We start from the raw sequence: 22,807 nt of genomic DNA, 5'->3' as shown, positions 1-22,807 counted from the left end.
GAATTTCTGTTTTATTACGCCTGAAATTGAAAATGCAGGAGGAAACAATGAGCAAAGTACCATCTTTAATTGAAGAACTTGCTACACCGATTGTCGAAGAGTTAAATCTTGAGTTGGTGAATGTTGAGTTTGTGAAAGAAGGACGTAACTGGTTTTTACGTGTTTATGTAGATACACCTGAGGGTGGAATTGACATTGGCCAATGTGCTCAAGTTAGTGAACGACTTTGTTTACTGTTGGATGAAAAAGATCCTATTACACAAAATTATTATTTAGAGGTATCTTCACCAGGTGCAGAACGTCCATTAAAAAAAGATACTGATTTTAAAAAAGCCGTTGGCAAATTTATTTATGTGAAAACCTATGAGCCCATTAAGGACATGAAGGAATTCCAAGGCTACTTAACGTCATACGATGAACATACATTAGTGATGGAAGTACCTATTAAAACACGCAAAATTACAGTAACAATTGAACAGGAAAAAATCGCTTTGGCACGACTTGCCATCGATTTTTCAGCATAATGCATATTTAGGAGTGAAAATAAAATGAGTAGTGATTTGTTAGATGCGCTAACGGCGCTGGAAGAACAAAAAGGAATTTCAAGAGATGTGTTAATCGAAGCGATAGAGGCAGCATTAGTTACAGCTTACAAACGCAACTTTAACCAAGCTCAAAATGTTCGTGTTGACTTAAACTTAGACAAAGGCTCAATTCGTGTATTTTCACGTAAAGATGTTGTTGAAGAAGTAGAAGATGACCGTTTACAAATTGCTTTAGAAGATGCTAAGGCCATCAACCCAGCTTACCAATTAGAAGATATTGTTGAACAGGAAGTAACGCCTCGTAATTTTGGGCGTATCGCTGCACAAACAGCGAAGCAAGTCGTTACTCAACGTGTACGTGAAGCAGAACGTGGCTTAATTTATGAGCAATACGTAGATCGTGAAGATGACATTGTAACGGGTGTAGTTGAGCGTTTAGATGCGCGAAATATTTACGTGGGTCTTGGTAAAGTAGAAGCTGCATTACCACAAAATGAACAAATCCAAGGTGAAACGTATCATCCACATGATCGTATTAAAGTATATATTACAAAGGTTGAACGTACGACACGTGGTCCACAAGTAATCGTTTCACGAACACATCCAGGCTTATTACGTCGATTATTTGAGATGGAAGTGCCTGAAATTTATGAAGGCATTGTAGAAATAAAGTCAATTGCTCGTGAAGCGGGAGACCGTTCTAAAATTTCAGTCCATGCACATAACGAAGAAGTTGATCCTGTAGGCTCATGTGTAGGTGCGAAAGGTGCACGTGTTCAAACAATTGTCAATGAATTAAATGGTGAAAAAATTGATATCGTTGAATGGTCAGAAGACCCTGTTGTATTTGTAGCAAATGCATTAAGCCCATCAAAAGTTTTAGATGTGCAAGTAAATGAAGAAGAAAAATCAACAACTGTTGTAGTACCAGATTACCAATTATCTCTTGCAATTGGTAAACGTGGTCAAAATGCTCGTTTAGCTGCAAAATTAACTGGATGGAAAATCGATATTAAAAGTGAAACAGATGCACGTGAGTTAGGGATTTATCCATCTGCAACAAGCACTTTCGTACCTGCTGATGATAGTGACTACGAAGAAGCTACAGTTGACTTATATCAAGACGACGAAGAATAAGTAAGAAAGCCCGTGTGACTGGTCACCTGGCTTTATTCAGTGGGCGTCCTGGGCCGACTGAATAAAGCCAGGAACTGTGGCGAAGGTCTTGAATGTTGAGAGACGGGATTGTACTCCGCAATGTTCAAATCACAAAATTCTACCTTTGCGTTTTGGTTATGGCTGGTCCACCTCTTACGAAGCTTCAGAGAGGAAAGGTGATTCTTATGGCGGTTAATAAAAAAGTACCACTTCGAAAATGTGTAGCTACTGGAGAAATGCTACCAAAAAAAGCAATGATTCGTGTTGTACGCTCGAAAGAGGGCGAGGTTAGCGTAGATGTATCAGGGAAAAAGCCTGGACGAGGCGCTTATGTTTCAAAGTCTGAACAGGCGGTTGACATCGCGCGTAAGAAAAATGTTTTAGGGCACCAACTTGATGCAAAAATTCCTGAAGAGATATACGAAGAGCTATTGTTGCTCATTCGTAGGGAGGCTATTTTATGACCAATCAAGCAGTGTTTAATTTGCTTGGTATAGCTGCAAGAGCTCGTAAAGTTATTTCAGGAGAAGAGTTAGTAGTAAAGGAAGTCCGCAATGGTAATGCTAAGCTTGTACTGCTTGCAAACGACGCTTCTAAAAACTCTAGTAAAAAAATTCAAGATAAATGCACTTATTACAACGTTGAGTATCATGTAATTGGCGATCGTTATGATCTAGGACATGCTACAGGTAAGGAAGCCCGTGTGGCTTTAGCTATTACCGATAAAGGTTTTGCAAGTAAATTGTCTAGTCTACTCAACGAAAAATAATCGGGGGTGAGCAGATGACCAAAATCAGAGTTCATGAATATGCCAAACAAGTGAATAAATCGAGTAAAGAGGTTATTGAAGCGCTAAGTAAATTAAATGTGAGTGTAACGAACCATATGTCTATGTTGGAAAAAGATACTGTGGCAAAGTTAAATCAATCATTTAAAGCACCGACAGAGAAAAGAGAGGCAAGGCAAGCTACTCAAAATGTAACACAACGTTCGCAAGCGAATGGACAACAAAAACCACAGCAATCGGTGAAAAAGCAAGATGGACAAAAGCAGCAATCTGCTACATCGACGCCGAAAGCAAATCATTATAATACGCAACAAAACTCAAATTCGTCTAACGAAAAATCTAAGAATACTAAAGGTAATCAAAATAGAAATATGACACAAAATAATAATAATAACAATAATAATAATAATCGCAGAGGCGGTGGTGGATATAACCAACGTCCAAAACCAGGAATCCACGGTGGTAAACGCCGTCATCCAAAAACGCATCAACCAACATTACCAATCAAACAAAAAGAACTACCAGAAAAAATTACTTTTGTTGAGTCGCTTTCAGTAGCTGAATTAGCAAAAAAATTATATCGTGAACCATCTGAAATCATTAAAAAATTATTTATGCTTGGCGTAATGGCAACAATTAACCAAGAATTAGATAAGGATGCAATTGAATTAATTTGCGCAGACTACGGTGTAGAAGTTGAAGAAGAAATCCGTGTAGATATTACGGATTTAGAAACTCACTTCGAGCAAACAGAAGAAGTCAATGAAGCTGAATTATCAGAACGTCCACCTGTAGTAACAATTATGGGTCACGTTGACCACGGTAAAACGACTTTACTTGACTCAATTCGTCATATAAAAGTGACAGCTGGAGAAGCTGGTGGTATTACACAGCATATCGGTGCTTACCAAGTAACAGAAGGCGACAAAAAGATTACGTTCCTTGATACACCAGGGCACGCTGCATTTACAACAATGCGTGCGCGTGGTGCAAAAGTAACGGACTTAACAATTCTAGTAGTAGCAGCTGACGACGGTGTGATGCCTCAAACAGTTGAAGCCATTAACCATGCAAAAGCTGCAGAAGTGCCAATTATTGTTGCTGTCAACAAAATGGATAAACCTTCAGCAAACCCTGATCGTGTAATGCAAGAATTAACTGAGCATGGTTTAGTACCTGAAGCTTGGGGTGGCGATACGATTTTCGTGCCAATTTCAGCATTAAAAGGTGAAGGTATTGATACATTGCTAGAAATGGTATTACTTGTTGCCGAAGTGGGAGAGCTAAAAGCAAATCCAGATCGTTTAGCACTTGGTACTGTAATTGAAGCACAGCTTGATAAAGGCCGTGGTTCTGTTGCAACACTATTAGTACAAGACGGTACATTAAAAGTTGGTGATCCAATCGTAGTTGGTCACGCTTATGGCCGTGTTCGTGCAATGGTTAACGATAAAGGGCGTCGCGTAAAAGAAGCTGGTCCATCTACACCAGTCGAAATTACAGGTTTAAACGATGTACCGCAAGCTGGGGACCGCTTCGTTGTCTTCGAAGACGAAAAAACAGCTCGTCAAGTTGGGGAAACTCGTGCAATGACAGCTATTCAAGCACAACGTTCTGAAAAACAACGTGTCACGCTTGATAACTTATTTGAACAAATGAGTCAAGGCGAAATGAAAGAGTTAAACTTAATCGTTAAAGCTGACGTTCAAGGTACTGTAGAAGCAATGGCTGCTTCATTAATGAAAATTGATGTAGAAGGCGTAAATGTGAAAATTATTCATACTGGCGCTGGCGCAATTACAGAATCAGATATTTCTCTTGCCGCAGCATCGAATGCAATCGTAATTGGTTTCAACGTACGACCAGATACAAATGCAAAACGTGCAGCAGAGGAAGAAGGCGTAGATATTCGTCTACACCGCGTTATTTATAAAGTAATTGAAGAAATTGAGCAAGCGATGAAAGGTATGCTAGACCCAGAATTTGAAGAAAAAATCATCGGTCAAGCGGAAGTTCGTCAAACAATTAAAGTATCTAAAGTTGGTACAATCGCAGGTTCTTACGTAACAGAAGGTAAAGTAACACGTGATTCTGGTGTCCGTGTAATTCGTGACAACGTGGTAATCTTCGAAGGCGAATTAGATACATTAAAACGTTTCAAAGATGAAGTAAAAGAAGTAGCAAGAGGATACGAATGTGGTATTACGATTACAAACTTCAATGACATTAAAGAAGGCGACATCATTGAAGCCTACATTATGGAAGAAGTTAAACGTGCATAATGATTGTATACGTTGAGGTAGAATTTATTATCCAAACTGCCCATTCGTTAAAGGAAAAACGCGCTGTATTACAGCGTATGATTACGCGCACAAAACAGAAGTTTAATGTATCCATTGCCGAAATTGACCATCAAAATGTATGGCAGCGTACGAAATTAGCGCTTGTTGCTGTTTCTTCCTCGAAGGACGCAGCAGAGCGTGAAATTAATCACGCCCTTCATTATTTGCAGTCAAATCCGTCTTGGGAACAACTTAATGTGTGGCGAGACTATTTATAAGCAGCAAAGGTTATTTGTAAGATTTAGGATGGTTATTGTCAATGAAAGTGTTAGGTTTGTTTAAAACCTTTTATTGACATAGTCATTCGCTTAACGCAAATAGCTGAACATCGAAATAGAGGTGACTAATTATGTCTCTACGCTCAAACCGTGTTGCTGAGCAAATGAAAAAAGAGCTTGGTGATATTATTGGCCGTAAAATTAAAGATCCGCGTGTTGGCTTCGTTACTGTTACTGGTGTAGATGTAACAGGTGATTTACAACAAGCGACAATTTATATTACATCATTAGGCAATGAACGTGAACGTGAGGAAACGCTAAAAGCTTTAGTAAAAGCTGCTGGTTTTATCCGTTCTGAAATCGGTTCTCGTATTCGTTTACGTCGAACACCAGAATTAATCTTTGAATTTGACTCATCGATTGAGTATGGTAACCGCATTGATTCATTACTACGTGGTTTACACAAAGAATAACAACAGTAAAAGTCTGCCACATGCATCTTCATGCAGGCAGGCTTTTTTCATGTGATGGTACTAAAAGGGGGATTTAGATGAACGGTATTTTACCGCTTTGGAAAGAACGTGGCATGACGAGTCATGATTGCGTCTTTAAATTACGAAAAATATTGCGAACAAAAAAAGTTGGCCATACGGGCACTTTAGATCCAGGAGTAGAAGGGGTTCTGCCCATCTGTATCGGACAGGCAACACGTATTGCCGAATATTTAACGGATGCAGGGAAGACCTATGAGGCAGTTATTTCCATTGGGCGAACAACGACGACTGAAGATGCAGAAGGGGAAACGGTTAAGGAAGATACTACAAATAAGACGTTTACGCGTGCCGAGTTGCTGGATGTCTTAGCTTCCTTAACGGGTGTTATTAATCAGACACCACCGATGTTTTCAGCTGTTAAAGTCAATGGGAAACGGCTATATGAATATGCTCGTAAAGGCGAAACGGTGGAAAGACCGACAAGACAGGTGACCATTTATGCGTTAGAGTTACTTGATGATAAGGAAATTTACGAAGGGCATGAAATTACATTCCCTGTAAGGATTTCATGTAGCAAAGGCACATATATTCGTACATTAGCTGTACAAATTGGGGAAGCGCTTGGCTATCCTGCACATATGCAAGAGCTTGTGCGAACTGCATCGGGCACATTTACACAAGACAATTGTTTTACACTAGCACAAGTTGCCGAATTAATGGAAAATGAACAAATTCATACATGCATTCTTCCAGTAGAATATGCCTTATCAGACTATCCATATATTGAAATAACATCATCGATTGAAAAAGAAATTTTCAATGGACAAGTGCTTCCAGCAGATGCATTATTAAAGGTGCATGATAAAATTGTGTTTGGAATCAAAGGGAAAGCATTTGCGGTTTATCAAGCCCATCCGACAAAAGAAGGGTTGATGAAGCCACATAAAATGTTCCCAACGATAGAGTAGGAGGATTTTTTGTATGGAGGTCATTCATTTAAAATACCCACACCAATTACAACAGCGAGAAAGTATCCAGCCGTACTCATTGGCAATTGGCTTTTTTGATGGTGTACATATTGGACATCAGGCGGTTATTGAAGCGGCCAAGCAAGAGGGGGGCAAGCGACAAATCCCGACTGCCGTTATGACATTTGATCCGCATCCATCATTAGTGCTAGGCGGACGCAATGAAAAAGTATTTTATATTACATTACTACAGCAAAAATTGCAGCTGTTTGAAGAACTAGGTGTTGATACGGTATTTGTTGTACACTTCACATCAGACTTTGCGAAGCTGTCACCGGCTGCTTTTATTGATACCTTTATTCGAGGGTTAAATATTCAACATGTTACAGCAGGATTTGATTTTTCATTTGGTGCATTTGGGAAAGGCACGATGGAAGATATGCGTGTCTTAAGCAATGGCGAATATGGTGTAACGGTGGTCGATAAGAAAGCTGACTCGCTTGAGAAAATCAGCTCAACACGCATTCGTAAAGTATTACAAGAGGGCGATATGGAGGCTGCTCGTATGCTTCTAGGCCGTCCATTTGAAATAAAGGGTATTGTGGTGCATGGCGATAAACGTGGACGTACAATCGGCTTTCCTACTGCAAATGTACAAGCACTAGAGGGTACTTACATTCCAGCAAGTGGTGTGTATGCAGTACGACTGCTTGTACAAAATAATTGGTATGATGGTGTATGTAATGTAGGTTATAAACCAACATTTAAAGATCCAAACGACAAGCAATTATCTATCGAAGTACATATTTTAAACTTCGAGAAAAACATCTATGGGGAAGAAGTACATGTTGCTTGGTATAAACGTATTCGAAGCGAGCGGAAGTTTGACGGAATTGAAGCGCTAAAAATGCAAATAGAGAAAGATAAGCAAGAGGCTATACAATTTTTTCATGTTATGAAATAGCGCTGTCCGCAGCATCACATGGCATGAGCTATGTTATTACTTGCTTGCCCCATTGTTTTATGGTAACATTCATAAGTGCATAAAGTGCTTAACCTTAGCTCGGTATACCGATGACTCCAACGTTTACTGTGCTAATGGGGATTTAACAATTATTTAGGAGGTCAATACAAATGGCTATTACAAAAGAACGTAAAAACGAAATTATCGCTGAGTACCGTACTCACGAAAGTGACACTGGTTCTCCAGAAGTACAAGTTGCAGTTTTAACAGCTGAAATCAACGCTTTAAACACTCACTTACGTACACACAAAAAAGATTTCCACTCTGAGCGTGGTCTTCTTAAAATGGTAGGTCGTCGTCGTCACTTACTTAAATATCTTCGTGAAACTGACGTTCAACGTTACCGTGAACTAATCAATCGTTTAGGCTTACGTCGCTAATTGACAATCGAAAAGCGGGATTATTCCCGCTTTTTCTTTATGTTTATAAACTTTCTAGCTAACGACGAATCGCAACAAGATAAGTAAAAATATAAGATGAAAACAAGCAAAAACGCCATTCCAACCAAATAAAGCAATAAATCCTAAATAAATTGGCAATAACTGAATTTAAATGTATGATTATTTCATGAAATATTTAGCATAGAACAAGCATTTTTGGTACACTTACTATTAGTACATACAGACGAGTAAGTGTTTTTATAATAGAGAGGGGTTCATTGAATGAACGAAAAGAAAGTCTATTCCTACGAATGGGCTGGCCGTCCACTTGTAATTGAAGTAGGACAGTTAGCAAAACAAGCAAATGGAGCAGCATTAGTACGCTATGGTGATACTTCTGTACTTGCAACAGCAACAATGTCAAAATCACCCAAACCACTTGATTTCTTCCCATTAACAGTAAACTACGAAGAACGTTTATATGCAGCAGGTAAAATTCCTGGCGGCTTTATTAAACGTGAAGGACGCCCATCTGAAAAAGCAATTCTAGCAAGCCGTTTAATTGACCGTCCAATTCGTCCGATGTTCCCAGACGGTTTCCGTAATGAAGTACAAGTTATTTCTATGGTTATGTCTAATGACCCTGATTGCACATCTGAAATGGCAGCAATGGTAGGTTCATCATTAGCATTAGCAATTTCTGATATTCCATTCGATGGACCAATTGCCGGTGTACAAGTTGGTTATATTGACGGTGAATTCATCGTGAACCCAACTGTTGAGCAAGCGAACATGTCAACAATCCATTTATCTGTAGCGGGTAACAAGGATGCTATTAACATGGTTGAAGCGGGCGCTTTAGAAGTGCCTGAAGAAGTAATGTTAGAAGCAATTATGTTCGGTCATGAAGAAATTAAAAAAATAATTGCTTTCCAAGAACAAATTGTTGCTGAAGTAGGGAAAGAAAAATTACCTGTCACATTATTTGAAATTGATGAAGCGATTCAAGCAGATATTAAAGCAGCTTGTGAAACTGATATGCATGACGCTATTCAAACAGCTGAAAAGCATGCACGTGATGAAGCAATCACTGCGGTGAAAGATCGTATCATTGCTTCTTATGAAGAGCAAGAAGCCGATGAAACAACAATGAAACAAGTGCATACTATTTTAGATAAAATGGTAAAAGACGAAGTACGTCGTCAAATTACAGAAGATAAAATCCGTCCAGATGGTCGTAAGTTGGATGAAATTCGTCCACTTTCTTCTGAAACAGGGCTATTACAACGTACGCACGGTTCAGCATTATTTACACGTGGACAAACTCAAGCCTTATCAATTTGTACATTAGGTGCACTTGGTGATGTTCAAATTATTGACGGCTTAGGTGTTGAGGAATCTAAACGCTTTATGCATCACTACAATTTCCCACAATTCTCTGTAGGGGAAACTGGCCCAATTCGTGGACCAGGTCGTCGTGAAATCGGTCACGGTGCTCTAGGTGAGCGTGCACTAGAAGCAGTTATTCCTGATGAATCTGTATTCCCATACACAATCCGTTGTGTATCAGAAGTACTTGAATCGAACGGTTCAACATCACAAGCATCAATTTGTGCTTCTACATTAGCTATGATGGATGCTGGTGTTCCGTTAAAAGCACCTGTTGCAGGTATCGCGATGGGGCTGATTAAAAAAGGCGAGCATTATTCCATTTTAACAGATATCCAAGGTATGGAAGACCATCTTGGCGATATGGACTTTAAAGTAGCAGGTACGGCTAAAGGCGTAACAGCACTTCAAATGGATATTAAAATTGACGGTCTATCACGAAATATTTTAGAAGAAGCATTGACTCAAGCTAAAATTGGCCGTATGCATATTTTAGAATCAATGCTTGCAACATTGGCTCAACCACGTGAGAAATTATCTGCTTATGCACCAAAAATCGTGATTGTACGTATCAATCCAGATAAAATCCGCGATGTTATTGGACCAGGCGGTAAGCAAATTAATAAAATTATTGAAGAAACTGGCGTAAAAATTGATACAGAACAAGATGGTACAATTTACATCTCTTCAGCAGACGAAGAAATGAACGCTCGTGCAAAACAAATTATCGAAGACATCGTACGTGAAGCAAAAGTGGGCGAATACTACTTATCCACTGTAAAACGTATCGAAAAATTCGGTGCATTCTGTGAAATCTTCCCAGGGAAAGATGGCTTATTACACATCTCTGAAATTCAAGAGGAACGTACAAAGCAAGTGGAAGATGTGTTAAAACTAGGCGATCAATTACTTGTAAAAGTAATTGAAATCGACAAACAAGGTCGTGTGAATTTATCTCGTAAAGTGGTTATTCAAGAAGAAAAAGAACGCGCAGAACAAGGTAAATAATTTGATAAAAAAAGGCTGCGTATGATGCGCAGCCTTTTTTAAATAAAACGGATGTATAAGAGGAGGAGAATATTTGGTACAAGTACATACATGTCAAAACGGTGTGCGTATTGTGTCAGAGCAAATTGATCATGTTAGATCTGTTGCACTTGGCATATTTGTCAATGCTGGTTCACGCTATGAATTACCAGAGGAAAATGGGATTACGCACTTTATAGAGCATATGCTTTTTAAAGGTACAACAACGCGAAGTGCCCGCCAAATCGCTGAAGAGTTTGACCGTATTGGAGGCGAATTAAATGCCTTTACTTCAAAAGAAAATACTTGCTACTATGCGAAAGTTTTAGACCATCATGCAGAGCTGGCTATTTCCATCCTAGCAGATATGTTCTTTCATTCGACATTTGCAGAAGAGGAATTAGAAAAGGAACGTCAAGTCGTATTAGAGGAAATATTAATGAGTGAGGATGCTCCAGATGATGATGTGCATGAAAAGCTTTGGGAAGTCATGTATCCAAATGATGCCCTAGGTCGCCCGATTTTAGGGACCGCCGCTACGTTAAAAACATTTACAGCAGATATGATTCGCAATTATATGGCGAAACATTATGGACCAGAATCAATTGTTATTTCTGTGGCAGGCAATATTTCTCCAACCCTATTAACTACAATTGAGGATTTATTCGGACGTTACGAAGCATCACCACTTGCTGTTGTACCTGTCCTAACAAATCCTCAGTTCCATCCAGGAGAAATAACGAAAACGCGAGATACGGAGCAGGCGCATTTAGCCCTTTCTTACCCAGCTATTGGCGTCAAAGATCCGGATATGTATAGCTTTATTGCGTTAAATAATATTATTGGTGGCAATATGAGTTCTCGACTATTTCAAGAAGTACGTGAAGAGCGTGGCTTAGCATATACAATTTTCTCCTACCAATCTTGCTACGCAGATGTTGGGGCATTTACAATTTACGGCAGTGCAAGTCGTCAACAACTATCGCAATTGCAACATACCATTGATGCCACACTACTTGATATCGTAGCGGGGGGCGTGACGGAGGAAGAGTTAGATAATGCCAAGGAACAGTTAAAAGGAAGCTTTGTGCTTGGCCTTGAAGGAACAGGCGCACGCATGAACCGAAATGGTACTAGTGAATTAGTGCACCGAAGACATCGGTCAGTAGATGAAGTACTCGCGTCCATCGATGCGGTAACGATGGAGTCTGTAGATCGTCTTATCTCGAAAATATTAAAAGCTGAGCCAGCGATTTCCATCATCGGACCTGAAGCTTAACATAAAGCAGATAACGTTAATATAAAAAGTGCGAGGCATCCAACAATTCAAATGTTGGATGCCTTTTCTTGCGAAAAACTGACACTTAAGAGGGATTGTCGCCACAAGTGTGAGAGATATGTTCCCAAAAGCGAGCGCATGGAATGGAATTGGGACTCAATTAAAATTGAGCAAAGCCCCATCACGATACTTATGATGAGGCTTAGCATATTGCGGAGCATTAAAAAATCTCTTTTGCTGTATAGAGCACATGGCATTTTCGAAAAACGACAACACTAATAATGGCGCTAAGGACTGTTGGTATTAATATAATGGACAAATTGGCGGCTGCCATTGCTAAGTAATAATGAATTGGAAAATTAATAAAAAAAATACCTACTATATAAATAAACATTTTAAAGGAACGCGTCCCTTTAGTTTCCGCTAAATGATGTAAATAAAACTGCGTACAAATAAGCAAAATCGCACAGCTAATATTAGCGAAATAAATAGCGAAATGCTCGAAACGATTACTTTGTTCGTAAAACGATGAAAAGTAAATAGGAGCAGATGTGATAAAAAGTAATGCAATAAAGCTGTAGCAATAGAGATAATCCGCTAGTAACTGCGTTTTTTTAGTTAAAGGAAGACTGTTTACAAAGAGTTCCCACTTCACTTTATGATCTTGCGTATACATGCTTTGGACTATCGTTGCAGATAAAATTAACGCAAACATGGCGATAGAAGCATTACTAAAATAACGGAAGTTGATTAAAGTTATAAATAAGCTAATGATAATCACTATAAAAATATGCCCCTTTTGCATGGACAATCTATGCCATAATAAAGCTTTCATGGTGCACACCCCTTCTAAAAATCCTTGCGTTTATAGATTGCTGTTGCAATTAGAGAAGATAACCATAAAATAAATAGTCCAATAAATGGTGCTAAATAGCTGAACTGTTGTAGCTTAGAAATCGTAATCACAACATCTGCAAAATACTCCTCTAACAGCCCAATGAGTAAACCAGGAATAAAGCATAAAACAATTAGAACGATTCGACCTTTTATAGAACCGTATTTGATATAAATCGGTAGGATTAAAGCAAGCAAACAAAATGCCGCCCCAATTAGAAGATTGAATGTAAGGAAAAAATTAGCGGTTCCCCAATCGTTTGTAAAATGATTCATGATAAAAACTACAGGTAATGCAATAATTAGACCAATTAACATTAACACAAGGCTAAGCATGTATTTACTAAGGACAATTTCGCTCTTGCTAATGGGTAAGGTATTGACATATTTGTCCCAGCTGCAAAGTTCATCGTAGGTAAGGGCAGTAATGGCCTGAATAACAAGGATAAATAATATAAAGGAAAAAATAATTGATCCTTGCCCCATTAGTATGGAAAAAAGCAGCATGGGGATAAGTATAAAAGCTTGTGTCTTTAGCTGACGCTGTATCGTCATTAAATCTTTTACTACAAGAGCAGTCATGGCTGAACACTACCTTTCACGAAAAATAGCATGATATCCTCAATAGTCGGTCTTTCAACGGTAAATGCTTCGTTTATTTCATTTTCTAGCACAAGTACTTCAAGCCCGAAAGTTCCTTCGCGTTTTTGAATAATTGCTTGCTCAGGTAATTCGCTTATTTTCTCATTCGTCCCTTTAAAAATCCCGTAATCATATAGTAAGACATCCTTGCTTTCACTAAATAATATTTCACCGTTATGAATAAATGTAATATAGTCAGCTATCTTTTCTAAATCACTTGTTATATGTGATGAAAATAGTATGCTATGTGTTTCATCCTGCATAAACGCTAAAAATAAGTCGAGAATTTCATCACGTATAATTGGGTCTAATCCACTTGTTGGTTCATCTAAAATTAATAATTTTGGATGGTGCGACAATGCTAAAGCTATCGATAGCTTCATCTTCATTCCTCGAGACAACTCTTTTACCTTTTTTCGCTTAGGCACCTTAAATTGCGTCAATCGCTCAAAATAATAATTCGAATCCCATGTTTTAAATACCCTTTTCATAAATTTGTCGAGTTGCGTCGCATTCAGCGTTTCAGGTACATGCAGCTCGTCGAAAACGACACCGATGTCGTTTTTTATCGCAAGCTCATATTCGACAATATCTTTACCGAATAGCAAAATTTCGCCATATTCTTTTTTCAATAAATTAAGCATGCATTTTATGGTAGTGGATTTACCTGCACCGTTTTCACCAACAAAGCCCATTACTGTTCCTTGAGGTACTGAAAAACTAATATCTTTTAGTGAAAAGCCTTCAAAGCCTTTGTGTAAATCATGGATTTCAATGGCATTCATTTAGTTGTCCTCCTCTACAATTAATGAAAGTAAGTCTACTAACTCCTCTTTTACAAGTCCGGCGGTTTTAGCTATTCTGACGGCTTTTTGTAAATGCTCCTCTACTTGGCGCAATAACTCCTCCCGTAAAAAATCTTGGTTACGTTCAGTAACAAAGCTACCTTTTCCCGCTACCGTTTCAATAAAGCCGTCTCGCTCTAAATCTGCATATGCTCGTTTGGTTGTCATCACGCTAATTTTGAGATCCTTGGCGAGTGCACGTATAGAGGGTAGTGCATCGCCTGCGTGAAGTTTATTGGCTAAAATGGCTTCTTTTAGCTGAACAGTAATTTGTTCATAGATTGGTTTATCACTCGCATTGCTTAAATGGATACGCACTTATTTTCACCTCTTGATTATAACTGTATATACACACTATACACAGTATGTATGAAAGTTGCAACCTAGAAGTACTTTTGTATGGGGCACGAATTGCAAAAACTCGGCATATATTGGGTTAACGGCTCAAGGAGGGAGATGAGGCATGCTATTATCTGAAATGGTGGATAAAGAATTGATTCAAGTTGAAGGTGGTGTACATTTTGGCATACTGGCACACACAGAATGCCTATTAGATGTGCAGACAGGAAAGATACATGGATTTGAGATTATTAAAGAAAAAATGCCATTCCAAAAGAAGAAAGTAAAAGTTAGTGAAATGATTCCGTGGCATGAAATTATATTAATTGGAGAAGATCGTATTTTATTTAACAAAACGACGACAGTACAGTCTGAATTTTTACAGTGAGGTGAGCTTTTGGAAAACGAAAAATGGCTGGTAATCGGCGAGGACTCAAGATTAAAAGAATTAGCGACGATGTTGCGAAGTCCTTCACGTACAGTATTTTATAAAAGAACTTCAGTTTGGAATGAGGAGTTAAATAAACTTGTTTTAGAGTTCCAGCCTAATAAAATTGTTCTCCCTATACTTCCATTGAAGATAGAAGTGGAGCAATTGTATGGCATATCACAAGTGAAGTTTTATACGGGTCGATTAACGATGCATTGGAAGCAATTGCTAGAAAAAAATGACACGAATTGTTACTTGCAACAGGAGTCTTTTATTTGGCAAAATGCAAGGTTGACGGCGGAGGGATTTATCGCCACGTTTTACGGACTCGAGCAGAAATGTATTTACGGACAAAACTTTACGATCGCAGGCTTTGGTCGCATCGCCAAAATGCTCGCTTCTTTACTCGTAAAGATGGGCGCTAATGTGCATATTGTTGCGCGTTCAGTGGTACAAGTGAGTGAAGCAAAAGCATATGGCTATAAAGCTTCGAATTTAGACGATCGAAAATGGTCCATACATGATGGGATTTTCATTAATACGATTCCAGCTAAGTGGATTACAGAATCGTTTCAGGATCATGTGCCAGCCGTGTTATATGATTTAGCTTCGGAGCCAGGCTGTTTAGATATTGATGCGGACCAATTGCAAACGTATGTACTATTGCCATCATTACCTGGGAAATACTTTGCACATGATGCGGCAGAAATTTTGTGCAAGGCAATAGAGGAGGAAGAAAATTGCTGACGGGTAAACGAATTGGTTTAGGCATTACGGCTTCACATTGTACGTATGAAGATGTTGTACCAAAGATTCAAAATTTTATTGATGCAGGGGCGACCGTTATCCCCATTATTACGCATTCAGTATTACATGCCGCAACACGTTTTGGAACAGGGGAAGAATGGATTGCGAAAATAGAGGCTTTGACAGGGGAAAAGGTTATTTCTTCTATAAAAGAAGCGGAACCATTTGGACCTTCCAATCCGTTGGATGCAATGGTCATAGCACCAATGACTGGCAATAGTATTAGTAAATTTGCCAATGCCGCGACGGATAGTCCTGTGCTCATGGCTGCAAAGGCAACTTTGCGAAATGGCTCCCCAGTCGTTCTAGGTATTTCTACAAATGATGCACTGGGCTTAAATGGCATCAATATTATGAAACTGCTCAATGCGAAAAACATCTACTTTATTCCATTTGGTCAGGATTCACCACATGGAAAACCCAATTCATTAATTGCTGATTTTGACCAAATGGTCGACACGGTTCATGCAGCAATTACGCAGAAAAAGCAATTACAACCACTGTTGATACAATATTTCAAATAAATCATTAATTGCACACAATTTTCAGTATTTTTATGATACAATAGCACACATTATGGAACTTGTATTCAAGGAGAGATGACAGATGACTAAGCAGTTAACAGTTGCGGTTGTAGGTGCAACAGGAGCAGTAGGTTCAAAAATGATGGAACAGCTAATTAAACGAAAATTTCCAATCGGACAGATTAAGTTTTTAGCTTCTGCACGTTCCGCAGGAAAACCAATCGAATTTAATGGTGAGACGTATACAATTGAAGAAGCGACACCTGAAGCTTTTGAAGGCGTCAATGTCGCTTTATTCTCTGCGGGAGGTTCTGTATCGGCAGTGCTTGCGCCAGAAGCGGCTAAACGCGGGGCAGTAGTCATTGACAATACGAGCCATTTCCGTATGGATCCAGAGGTGCCCTTAGTAGTACCTGAGGTGAATCGCGGCGATCTTGCTAAACATAAGGGGATTATCGCTAATCCAAACTGCTCAACAATCCAAATGGTTGCAGCGCTTGAACCAATCCGTGCAACATTTGGTTTAACAAAAGTATTGGTATCGACGTACCAAGCAGTTTCTGGTGCAGGGATTTCAGCAATTGAAGAACTAAAAGCACAAAGCGCAAACTGGGATGCAGGTAAAGATGTAGAAGCAAATATTTTACCGAGTGGTGGCGACAAACGTCATTTCCCAATTGCCCGTAATGTCATTCCACAAATTGATAAATTTACTGACAATGGCTTTACATATGAAGAAATGAAAATGATTAATGAAACGAAGAAAATTATGCATGCACCAGAGTTAAAAGTAGCTGCTACATGTGTACGTGTACCAGTTGTTTCAGGACACTCTGAATCTGTTTATATTGAAGTAGAAAAAGAGACAACAGTAGAAGGCATTTTCGAAGTATTACGAAATGCACCTGGAATTGTATTACAAGATGATATCGCAACACAAACTTACCCAATGCCGATTTACGCAGAAGGGGAAGATGCTACCTTTGTAGGACGTATCCGTCAAGACTTAGATAATAAAAAAGGATTCCACCTATGGATCGTATCAGATAATTTATTAAAAGGCGCTGCATTGAACTCTATTCAAATTGCAGAAGCAATGCTTGAGGATAACTTACTATAAGAGGGGTGTAAGGATGAATTTAGGTCGAATTGGAACGGCAATGATAACGCCGTTTAAAGAAGATGGTACGATTAATTATCCAGAACTAGAACGTATTATTAATCATTTAATTGATAATGGTACTGATTGCATTGTTGCATGTGGCACAACCTCTGAAAACCCAACTATGACCACAGAAGAAAAAATTGAAGTTGTACGATTTACAGTAGAAAAAGTAGCGGGCCGTGTACCGGTAATTGCAGGTACAGGGGACAATGAAACAGCCTATTCAATCGCGATGACGCATAAGGCTGAGGAAAATGGTGCGGATGGCATTATGTTAGTAGCACCTTATTATAATAAGCCAAACCAACGAGGTATTTACGCGCACTTTGAGACGATTGCAAAAGAAACAAAGTTGCCTGTGATGCTTTATAATGTTCCAGGACGTACAGGTATAAACGTTGCCTACGAGACGTCTGTTGATTTAAGTAAAATTCCTAATATCTCATGGATTAAAGAGGCGAGCGGGAATTTAGATCAAATGGGCGATATTATTGAAAACGTTGAAGCGGCAGATGATTTTTTAGTTTATAGCGGGGATGACGGATTAACATTACCATTGTTAGCAATTGGTGGTGCTGGTGTCATTTCAGTTGCTTCACACGTTGTCGGAAATGATATGCAGTTAATGATCAGATTATTTGAAGAAGGAAAGCATGAACAGGCTGCAAAAATTCATCGAGCATTATTACCTTTAGTGCGTGCGCTATTTGCACAACCGAATCCTTCACCGATCAAATATGCGATGACAAAACTAGGCTTTGATACATTAAATGTTCGACTACCAATGGTGGAAATGACAGATGAAGAAAAAGCGAACTTCGACCAAATATGGGAAACGTACCAAGAAAAAGCTAAAAATTTTAGATAATAAGTGAAACTATAGATAAACTCGCCAATAAGAGTTTATCTATAGTTTTTTTATTGTTGCGGTGCCTGTTGCGGTGCCAGGCACTCAAACAATTTCATAACAAGCTGGGTGAAAATTCAAGGTAGAATCCAGCGGGAATGCGCAGGTGTAAGGCGCAACAAACCGCGTGTTAGCGAGGAGTTTCGGCTTACAACGTGCCCGCGGAAAGCGTAGTGGATTTTTACGATAGAATTGTTTGGGTGACTGGCACTTAAAATAATTTGTGCAAAAGCCTTGCAAATCGTATAATGAAAATAAGTGGTTGCTGTTCGGGATATTTTTTAGGAGGAAACAAATTGACAAAAAAGAAAAATGAATTAATTCGCATCATTCCACTAGGTGGTGTGGGCGAAATCGGAAAAGCAATGTGCGTAGTAGAAATTGACGAAGAGCTATTTGTAGTAGATAGCGGTTTAATGTTCCCAGAAGACGAGATGTTGGGCATTGACATCGTAATACCTGATATTACGTATTTAGAAGAAAACAAAGAGCGTGTGAAAGGGATTTTCTTAACACATGGTCATGAGGATGCCATTGGGTCAATCGCTTATATTTTACAAAAAGTGAAAGCACCAGTATATGGATCAAAATTAACGATTGCACTTGCCAAAGAACATTTAAAGGAATTACCTGCACCACATCAGGTGAAATTCTTTGAAGTAACAAATCGTAGCCGTATGAATTTCAACTCTACGTATGTGACATTCTTCCATACAACACATAGTATTCCCGATTCGTTAGGGGTTGTGTTCCATACTTCTGAAGGAGCGATTGTTCATACTGGAGAGTTTAAATTCGACCAATCGGCAACAGGTAAGTTTAAACCGGATTTAGCCAAAATGGCACAGTTAGGTGAAGAAGGCGTATTTATCTTACTATCGGAGTCTTGTGAAGCAGAGCGACCAGGCTATACGACATCTGAAATTGTGATTGAAGAGCAATTATCAAAAACATTCCATTCGGCACCAGGTCGTATTTTAGTAGCTGTCTATGCTTCTAATTTCATTCGTATTCAACAAGTCCTAACGCAAGCGCAAAAATCGTTCCGCAAAGTGGTTATTGTGGGGAAACCTTTAGAAAAAGCTGTTGATTTAGGTGTACAGTTAGGGTACTTAACGGTAGAAGAAGATACGATTATTCCAATCTCTGAGATGCAAAAATATCAAGAAGAAGAAATTATTATTATCACAACTGGTAATAGAGGCGAACCGTTAGATGCGTTAGAGAAAATTGTTCGTAAGCATCATCGAGACATTAAAATTAAACAAAATGATACAGTACTTATTACGTTTACGCCGTCTCCAGGGATGGAAGTGCAAATGGCCAATACGATGAACTCCATCGCAAAAGCTGGAGCTGAAATTTTGACATCGAGTAAAAATGTCCATGTATCAGGTCACGGTAGCCAAGAAGATTTAAAACTAATGTTGAATTTAATGCAGCCGAAATACTTTATTCCAGTTCAAGGGGAATATCGTATGCTGATTGCACACTCTAAGTTAGCACAACAGCTTGGTATGCAAAAATCACAAATTTTTATCGCTGATAAAGGTGATATTGTCGAATACAAAAATGGCAAAATGCGAATGAGTGGTCGTGTACAAGCTGGTAATGTATTAATAGACGGTATCGGTGTAGGCGATGTTGGAAATATTGTTTTACGTGATCGTAAATTACTTTCGCAAGATGGTATTTTCATTGTTGTTGTCACTTTAAACCGTGCACAAAAGAAAATTGCTTCAGGTCCCGAAATTTTATCGCGTGGTTTCGTCTATGTGCGTGAGTCAGAGCAACTGATGGTAGAAGCATCTGAAATTGCGAAAAACGTGATTGAAAAATATGTTGGGAAAGATACTTTCGAATGGACAAATATTAAACAAGAAATTCGTGATACATTAAATACTTATTTATTCCAAAAAACGAAGCGCCGCCCTATGATTATCCCAATCATAATGGAGTATTAAAATTTTAAAAGATTTCTTTAACGCATATTGCTAACGAGTGACGCCACATTTTGCTGCGTTACCGATTGAATGTCAAAAGTATGTAAATGTCTTACATGAAAATGTGACATGACATAGTCAAGCACTTATAAATAAGCTTGTTTTTTGATAGGAGTCGAAAGTAGAGCAAGCTTTGAAGAAGTAGCGAAGGAGGAAGGATTTTCTTGCCGATAAAACGGTGGAAAATCCTTTTTTTGAAATAATCGAGTTCTACATGATATTATTCGCTACATATATAGAATGGATTGCAAAAGAAGGTGAAAAAGATGGCAAGTAATAAAAGGAAAAAAGTCACGAAAGCAAAACCAACATCCGATAAAAAAGAAATGCATCCGCTCATGTACGAAATTTTAGGGCTCATCTTAATCGCGATTGCGGTCATTATGATTTTTGAATATGGCATGATCGGGCGTATTTTACAAACCATTGCCATGTTTCTTTTAGGGAATTTACATTTTGCAGTGCCATTTATGCTTATATTTGTCGCATTGCTTCTTATGATTGGACAGAAAAAAGTAAGCCTAAAGGACCGGCTTATGTTAGGGATGGTTCTCATTGTTATGAGCTTGACTATTTTTAGTCATGGTATTTTATTTGAGCAATTAACAAAATCAGGTGGTTTATTATCGGAGTCTGTTTTGAGGGAGTCGTGGCGAATATTAATCGATACGGATGGTGTAGTCCATCGAAGTAATGCACTTGGCGGTGGTATGGTAGGTGCACTGTTATTTAGCGGTCTTCATGTATTATTTGAAGCTACAGGAGCCAAAGTGGTAGCTTGGGTTATTTTCTTTATCGGCTTAATTCTAGTTACAGGAAAAGCACTCGTTCCATATTTAGCTGAAAAAATGCCTGTGCTCTTTGGAAAATGGCAAAAAAAGCAGCAAGAAAAGAAAAAAAATACGCCAAAGAAGCCGAAAAGTCGCCGTTCCAGAGCGGAAAGTACAGACGAGGTTGCAGCGGTCAATCACGTGCAAGCAGCCTATGAGGAAGAAGAGGAAGTTCCTCATGAGCCAATTATTTCTGCCTTTACGCAAAATGTTTCACATGAGCGAGTAGAACCATTGCAGACTGTAGAGCCTGCGGAGATTGAAGACGGAGAGCTTATTGATGATGTTCATATTGGTAGTGCAGACGCTGTGGAAAATGCAGATTATCAGCTTCCTTCATTCAATTTATTACAAATGCCTCCACAACATGACCAAAGCGGTGAATATTCCGTTATTCAGGCAAATGCGAAAAAGCTAGAGCAAACATTGCAAAGCTTTGGTGTAAAAGCCAAAGTGACACAAGTTCATTTGGGACCTGCTGTAACAAAGTATGAGATTTTACCGGATATTGGTGTAAAAGTCAGTAAAATTGTCAACCTACAAGATGATCTTGCATTGGCACTTGCAGCGAAAGATATTCGGATGGAGGCACCGATTCCTGGAAAGTCTGCCATTGGTATTGAAGTTCCAAATAGTGAGGTAGCAATCGTTACATTGCGAGAAGTACTAGAGTCAAAAGACGGAGCAAAGCCGGAATCGCTATTACAAGTAGCTTTAGGGCGTGATATTACAGGACAAGCTGTGTTAGCAGAACTCAATAAAATGCCGCATTTACTTGTGGCAGGTTCAACGGGCAGCGGGAAAAGTGTGTGTATAAATGGCATTGTCGTATCCATACTAATGCGTACAAAGCCACATGAAGTCAAACTGATGATGATTGACCCGAAAATGGTGGAATTGAATGTTTATAATGGAATCCCTCATTTGTTAGCACCGGTTGTAACCGATGCGCGCAAAGCGTCACAAGCACTGAAAAAGGTCGTTTCAGAAATGGAACGACGCTATGATTTATTTTCACATACGGGCACGAGAAATATTGAAGGTTATAATGGGCATGTCCAAAAGGTCAATGAACAAACAGAGGAAAAGCACCCTAAATTGCCATACATCGTAGTTATTGTAGATGAGTTAGCAGACTTAATGATGGTTGCTTCAAATGACGTCGAGGATTCCATTACGCGTTTAGCACAAATGGCGCGAGCAGCGGGCATCCATTTAATATTAGCGACACAAAGACCAAGTGTAGACGTTCTAACGGGTGTTATTAAGGCGAATATCCCATCTCGAATCGCGTTTGCAGTATCATCTGCAATTGATTCGAGAACGATTTTAGATATGGGTGGAGCAGAGCGCCTGCTTGGACGTGGCGATATGTTATTTTTACCTGCTGGTGCATCGAAGCCGAAACGCGTGCAAGGTGCCTTTTTATCTGATCAGGAAGTAGAAGCGGTTGTTGACTTTGTTATAGAACAACAAAAAGCACAGTACCAGGAAGAGATGATTCCAAGTGAAGAAGAGACTGTTTTAGAAGAAACGGATGAATTATTTGACGAGGCTGTGCAATTAGTAGTAAATATGCAGACCGCTTCGGTATCAATGCTACAACGTCGCTTCCGAATTGGTTATTCGCGTGCTGCGCGCATTGTCGATCAGATGGAACAACGCGGTATTGTAGGGCCTCCAGAGGGAAGCAAGCCTCGACAGGTGCTAATTCATCAATATGATAATTAAGGAAAAAACATGGGGTCATTGCGGAATTTATGTCCAAATGTTTGCGTCGAAAGTAAGGAAAGGATGATTTCTATTATTGA

The 22,807-nt window shown here is 39.0% G+C and carries 23 protein-coding genes; 19 read left to right on the top strand and 4 right to left on the bottom strand.

The genetic code is table 11. The features are described 5' to 3' along the window. The first annotated feature begins 47 nt into the window (after positions 1-47). The 12 genes from rimP to LS41612_RS17575 all read left to right on the top strand — a co-directional run bounded on the left by rimP (position 48) and on the right by LS41612_RS17575 (position 11,610). Complete coding sequence (rimP, locus tag LS41612_RS17630) at positions 48-524, top strand: ribosome maturation factor RimP (RefSeq protein ID WP_024361996.1); 477 nt, start codon at positions 48-50, stop codon at positions 522-524. Positions 525-548: 24 nt separating this feature from the next. After that, a complete protein-coding gene (nusA, locus tag LS41612_RS17625) occupies positions 549-1,682 on the top strand; it encodes a transcription termination factor NusA (RefSeq protein ID WP_024361995.1) in 1,134 nt (377 codons plus the stop codon). Positions 1,683-1,888: 206 nt separating this feature from the next. Beyond that, positions 1,889-2,167 (top strand): RNase P modulator RnpM, encoded by a 279-nt coding sequence (gene rnpM, locus LS41612_RS17620; protein WP_024361994.1) that lies wholly within the window; start codon positions 1,889-1,891, stop codon positions 2,165-2,167. Continuing rightward, positions 2,164-2,472, top strand: coding sequence for a YlxQ family RNA-binding protein (locus LS41612_RS17615; RefSeq protein WP_024361993.1), 309 nt, complete (start codon positions 2,164-2,166; stop codon positions 2,470-2,472). The genes rnpM and LS41612_RS17615 overlap by 4 nt, the downstream gene beginning before the upstream one ends. 14 nt (positions 2,473-2,486) lie before the next feature. Next, positions 2,487-4,772 (top strand): translation initiation factor IF-2, encoded by a 2,286-nt coding sequence (gene infB / locus LS41612_RS17610; protein WP_024361992.1) that lies wholly within the window; start codon positions 2,487-2,489, stop codon positions 4,770-4,772. Then, on the top strand, positions 4,772-5,050 hold the full coding sequence (locus LS41612_RS17605) for a DUF503 domain-containing protein (protein WP_024361991.1): 279 nt from the start codon (positions 4,772-4,774) through the stop codon (positions 5,048-5,050). The genes infB and LS41612_RS17605 overlap by 1 nt, the downstream gene beginning before the upstream one ends. Before the next feature lie 131 nt (positions 5,051-5,181). Continuing rightward, entirely contained in the window at positions 5,182-5,523 is a 342-nt protein-coding gene (rbfA, locus tag LS41612_RS17600; protein WP_024361990.1) for a 30S ribosome-binding factor RbfA, read from the top strand. Positions 5,524-5,600: 77 nt separating this feature from the next. Further along, positions 5,601-6,512, top strand: a complete 912-nt coding sequence (gene truB, locus LS41612_RS17595; protein WP_024361989.1) for a tRNA pseudouridine(55) synthase TruB — start codon at positions 5,601-5,603, stop codon at positions 6,510-6,512. A 13-nt stretch (positions 6,513-6,525) separates the two neighbouring features. Next, the gene (gene ribF / locus LS41612_RS17590; RefSeq protein ID WP_024361988.1) at positions 6,526-7,476 is read left to right on the top strand and encodes a riboflavin biosynthesis protein RibF; all 951 of its coding nucleotides are present in this window, start codon (positions 6,526-6,528) and stop codon (positions 7,474-7,476) included. 170 nt (positions 7,477-7,646) lie between these two features. Then, positions 7,647-7,916 carry a 30S ribosomal protein S15 gene (gene rpsO, locus LS41612_RS17585; RefSeq protein ID WP_008178982.1) on the top strand — a complete coding sequence of 90 codons (270 nt, stop codon included), beginning with the start codon at positions 7,647-7,649 and terminating at the stop codon, positions 7,914-7,916. A gap of 282 nt (positions 7,917-8,198) precedes the next feature. After that, positions 8,199-10,313, top strand: a complete 2,115-nt coding sequence (pnp, locus tag LS41612_RS17580; RefSeq protein WP_024361987.1) for a polyribonucleotide nucleotidyltransferase — start codon at positions 8,199-8,201, stop codon at positions 10,311-10,313. Between the two features lie 73 nt (positions 10,314-10,386). Beyond that, the gene (locus tag LS41612_RS17575) at positions 10,387-11,610 is read left to right on the top strand and encodes a M16 family metallopeptidase (protein WP_024361986.1); all 1,224 of its coding nucleotides are present in this window, start codon (positions 10,387-10,389) and stop codon (positions 11,608-11,610) included. 220 nt (positions 11,611-11,830) lie between these two features. Here LS41612_RS17575 and LS41612_RS17570 read toward each other — a convergent pair whose 3' ends face one another. From LS41612_RS17570 to LS41612_RS17555, 4 genes are read right to left on the bottom strand one after another with little or no spacing between them, the layout of a single operon-like run. After that, positions 11,831-12,445 (bottom strand): ABC-2 transporter permease, encoded by a 615-nt coding sequence (locus LS41612_RS17570; protein WP_024361985.1) that lies wholly within the window; start codon positions 12,443-12,445, stop codon positions 11,831-11,833. A gap of 14 nt (positions 12,446-12,459) precedes the next feature. Next, positions 12,460-13,086 carry an ABC-2 transporter permease gene (locus tag LS41612_RS17565; protein ID WP_024361984.1) on the bottom strand — a complete coding sequence of 209 codons (627 nt, stop codon included), beginning with the start codon at positions 13,084-13,086 and terminating at the stop codon, positions 12,460-12,462. Further along, the gene (locus LS41612_RS17560) at positions 13,083-13,931 is read right to left on the bottom strand and encodes an ABC transporter ATP-binding protein (protein WP_024361983.1); all 849 of its coding nucleotides are present in this window, start codon (positions 13,929-13,931) and stop codon (positions 13,083-13,085) included. Before LS41612_RS17560 ends, LS41612_RS17565 begins: the two co-directional genes overlap by 4 nt. Further along, complete coding sequence (locus tag LS41612_RS17555; RefSeq protein ID WP_024361982.1) at positions 13,932-14,309, bottom strand: GntR family transcriptional regulator; 378 nt, start codon at positions 14,307-14,309, stop codon at positions 13,932-13,934. Positions 14,310-14,454: 145 nt separating this feature from the next. Here LS41612_RS17555 and LS41612_RS17550 point away from each other — a divergent pair, with 145 nt between their 5' ends. From LS41612_RS17550 to LS41612_RS17520, 7 genes are all read left to right on the top strand, one after another. Further along, the gene (locus LS41612_RS17550; protein ID WP_024361981.1) at positions 14,455-14,718 is read left to right on the top strand and encodes a YlmC/YmxH family sporulation protein; all 264 of its coding nucleotides are present in this window, start codon (positions 14,455-14,457) and stop codon (positions 14,716-14,718) included. A gap of 9 nt (positions 14,719-14,727) precedes the next feature. Beyond that, complete coding sequence (locus LS41612_RS17545) at positions 14,728-15,507, top strand: dipicolinate synthase (RefSeq protein ID WP_024361980.1); 780 nt, start codon at positions 14,728-14,730, stop codon at positions 15,505-15,507. Next, a complete protein-coding gene (locus LS41612_RS17540; RefSeq protein WP_024361979.1) occupies positions 15,501-16,091 on the top strand; it encodes a dipicolinate synthase subunit B in 591 nt (196 codons plus the stop codon). The genes LS41612_RS17545 and LS41612_RS17540 overlap by 7 nt, the downstream gene beginning before the upstream one ends. Positions 16,092-16,173: 82 nt before the next feature. Beyond that, complete coding sequence (locus LS41612_RS17535) at positions 16,174-17,211, top strand: aspartate-semialdehyde dehydrogenase (RefSeq protein WP_024361978.1); 1,038 nt, start codon at positions 16,174-16,176, stop codon at positions 17,209-17,211. Positions 17,212-17,224: 13 nt separating this feature from the next. Then, positions 17,225-18,124 carry a 4-hydroxy-tetrahydrodipicolinate synthase gene (gene dapA / locus LS41612_RS17530; RefSeq protein WP_024361977.1) on the top strand — a complete coding sequence of 300 codons (900 nt, stop codon included), beginning with the start codon at positions 17,225-17,227 and terminating at the stop codon, positions 18,122-18,124. A gap of 335 nt (positions 18,125-18,459) precedes the next feature. Then, entirely contained in the window at positions 18,460-20,127 is a 1,668-nt protein-coding gene (locus LS41612_RS17525) for a ribonuclease J (RefSeq protein WP_024361976.1), read from the top strand. Positions 20,128-20,432: 305 nt separating this feature from the next. Continuing rightward, positions 20,433-22,727 carry an FtsK/SpoIIIE family DNA translocase gene (locus LS41612_RS17520; RefSeq protein WP_024361975.1) on the top strand — a complete coding sequence of 765 codons (2,295 nt, stop codon included), beginning with the start codon at positions 20,433-20,435 and terminating at the stop codon, positions 22,725-22,727. Positions 22,728-22,807: the final 80 nt, after the last annotated feature.

The organism is Lysinibacillus sphaericus, from assembly GCF_002982115.1.
GTDB classification, from domain to species: Bacteria; Bacillota; Bacilli; order Bacillales_A; family Planococcaceae; genus Lysinibacillus; species Lysinibacillus sphaericus.
This window is presented reverse-complemented; position numbering and strand designations above follow the sequence as displayed.

What these genes read in the sequence shown, in the direction of transcription:
- dapA (WP_024361977.1), top strand. Translation starts at nt 17,225, where the DNA reads ATGAATTTAGGTCGAATTGGAACGGCAATGATAACGCCGTTTAAAGAA.
- rpsO (WP_008178982.1), top strand. Translation starts at nt 7,647, where the DNA reads ATGGCTATTACAAAAGAACGTAAAAACGAAATTATCGCTGAGTACCGT.
- truB (WP_024361989.1), top strand. Translation starts at nt 5,601, where the DNA reads ATGAACGGTATTTTACCGCTTTGGAAAGAACGTGGCATGACGAGTCAT.
- LS41612_RS17550 (WP_024361981.1), top strand. Translation starts at nt 14,455, where the DNA reads ATGCTATTATCTGAAATGGTGGATAAAGAATTGATTCAAGTTGAAGGT.
- LS41612_RS17605 (WP_024361991.1), top strand. Translation starts at nt 4,772, where the DNA reads ATGATTGTATACGTTGAGGTAGAATTTATTATCCAAACTGCCCATTCG.
- pnp (WP_024361987.1), top strand. Translation starts at nt 8,199, where the DNA reads ATGAACGAAAAGAAAGTCTATTCCTACGAATGGGCTGGCCGTCCACTT.
- LS41612_RS17570 (WP_024361985.1), bottom strand. Translation starts at nt 12,445, where the DNA reads ATGAAAGCTTTATTATGGCATAGATTGTCCATGCAAAAGGGGCATATT.
- infB (WP_024361992.1), top strand. Translation starts at nt 2,487, where the DNA reads ATGACCAAAATCAGAGTTCATGAATATGCCAAACAAGTGAATAAATCG.
- LS41612_RS17520 (WP_024361975.1), top strand. Translation starts at nt 20,433, where the DNA reads ATGGCAAGTAATAAAAGGAAAAAAGTCACGAAAGCAAAACCAACATCC.
- LS41612_RS17615 (WP_024361993.1), top strand. Translation starts at nt 2,164, where the DNA reads ATGACCAATCAAGCAGTGTTTAATTTGCTTGGTATAGCTGCAAGAGCT.
- rbfA (WP_024361990.1), top strand. Translation starts at nt 5,182, where the DNA reads ATGTCTCTACGCTCAAACCGTGTTGCTGAGCAAATGAAAAAAGAGCTT.
- ribF (WP_024361988.1), top strand. Translation starts at nt 6,526, where the DNA reads ATGGAGGTCATTCATTTAAAATACCCACACCAATTACAACAGCGAGAA.
- nusA (WP_024361995.1), top strand. Translation starts at nt 549, where the DNA reads ATGAGTAGTGATTTGTTAGATGCGCTAACGGCGCTGGAAGAACAAAAA.
- rnpM (WP_024361994.1), top strand. Translation starts at nt 1,889, where the DNA reads ATGGCGGTTAATAAAAAAGTACCACTTCGAAAATGTGTAGCTACTGGA.
- LS41612_RS17565 (WP_024361984.1), bottom strand. Translation starts at nt 13,086, where the DNA reads ATGACTGCTCTTGTAGTAAAAGATTTAATGACGATACAGCGTCAGCTA.
- rimP (WP_024361996.1), top strand. Translation starts at nt 48, where the DNA reads ATGAGCAAAGTACCATCTTTAATTGAAGAACTTGCTACACCGATTGTC.
- LS41612_RS17535 (WP_024361978.1), top strand. Translation starts at nt 16,174, where the DNA reads ATGACTAAGCAGTTAACAGTTGCGGTTGTAGGTGCAACAGGAGCAGTA.
- LS41612_RS17560 (WP_024361983.1), bottom strand. Translation starts at nt 13,931, where the DNA reads ATGAATGCCATTGAAATCCATGATTTACACAAAGGCTTTGAAGGCTTT.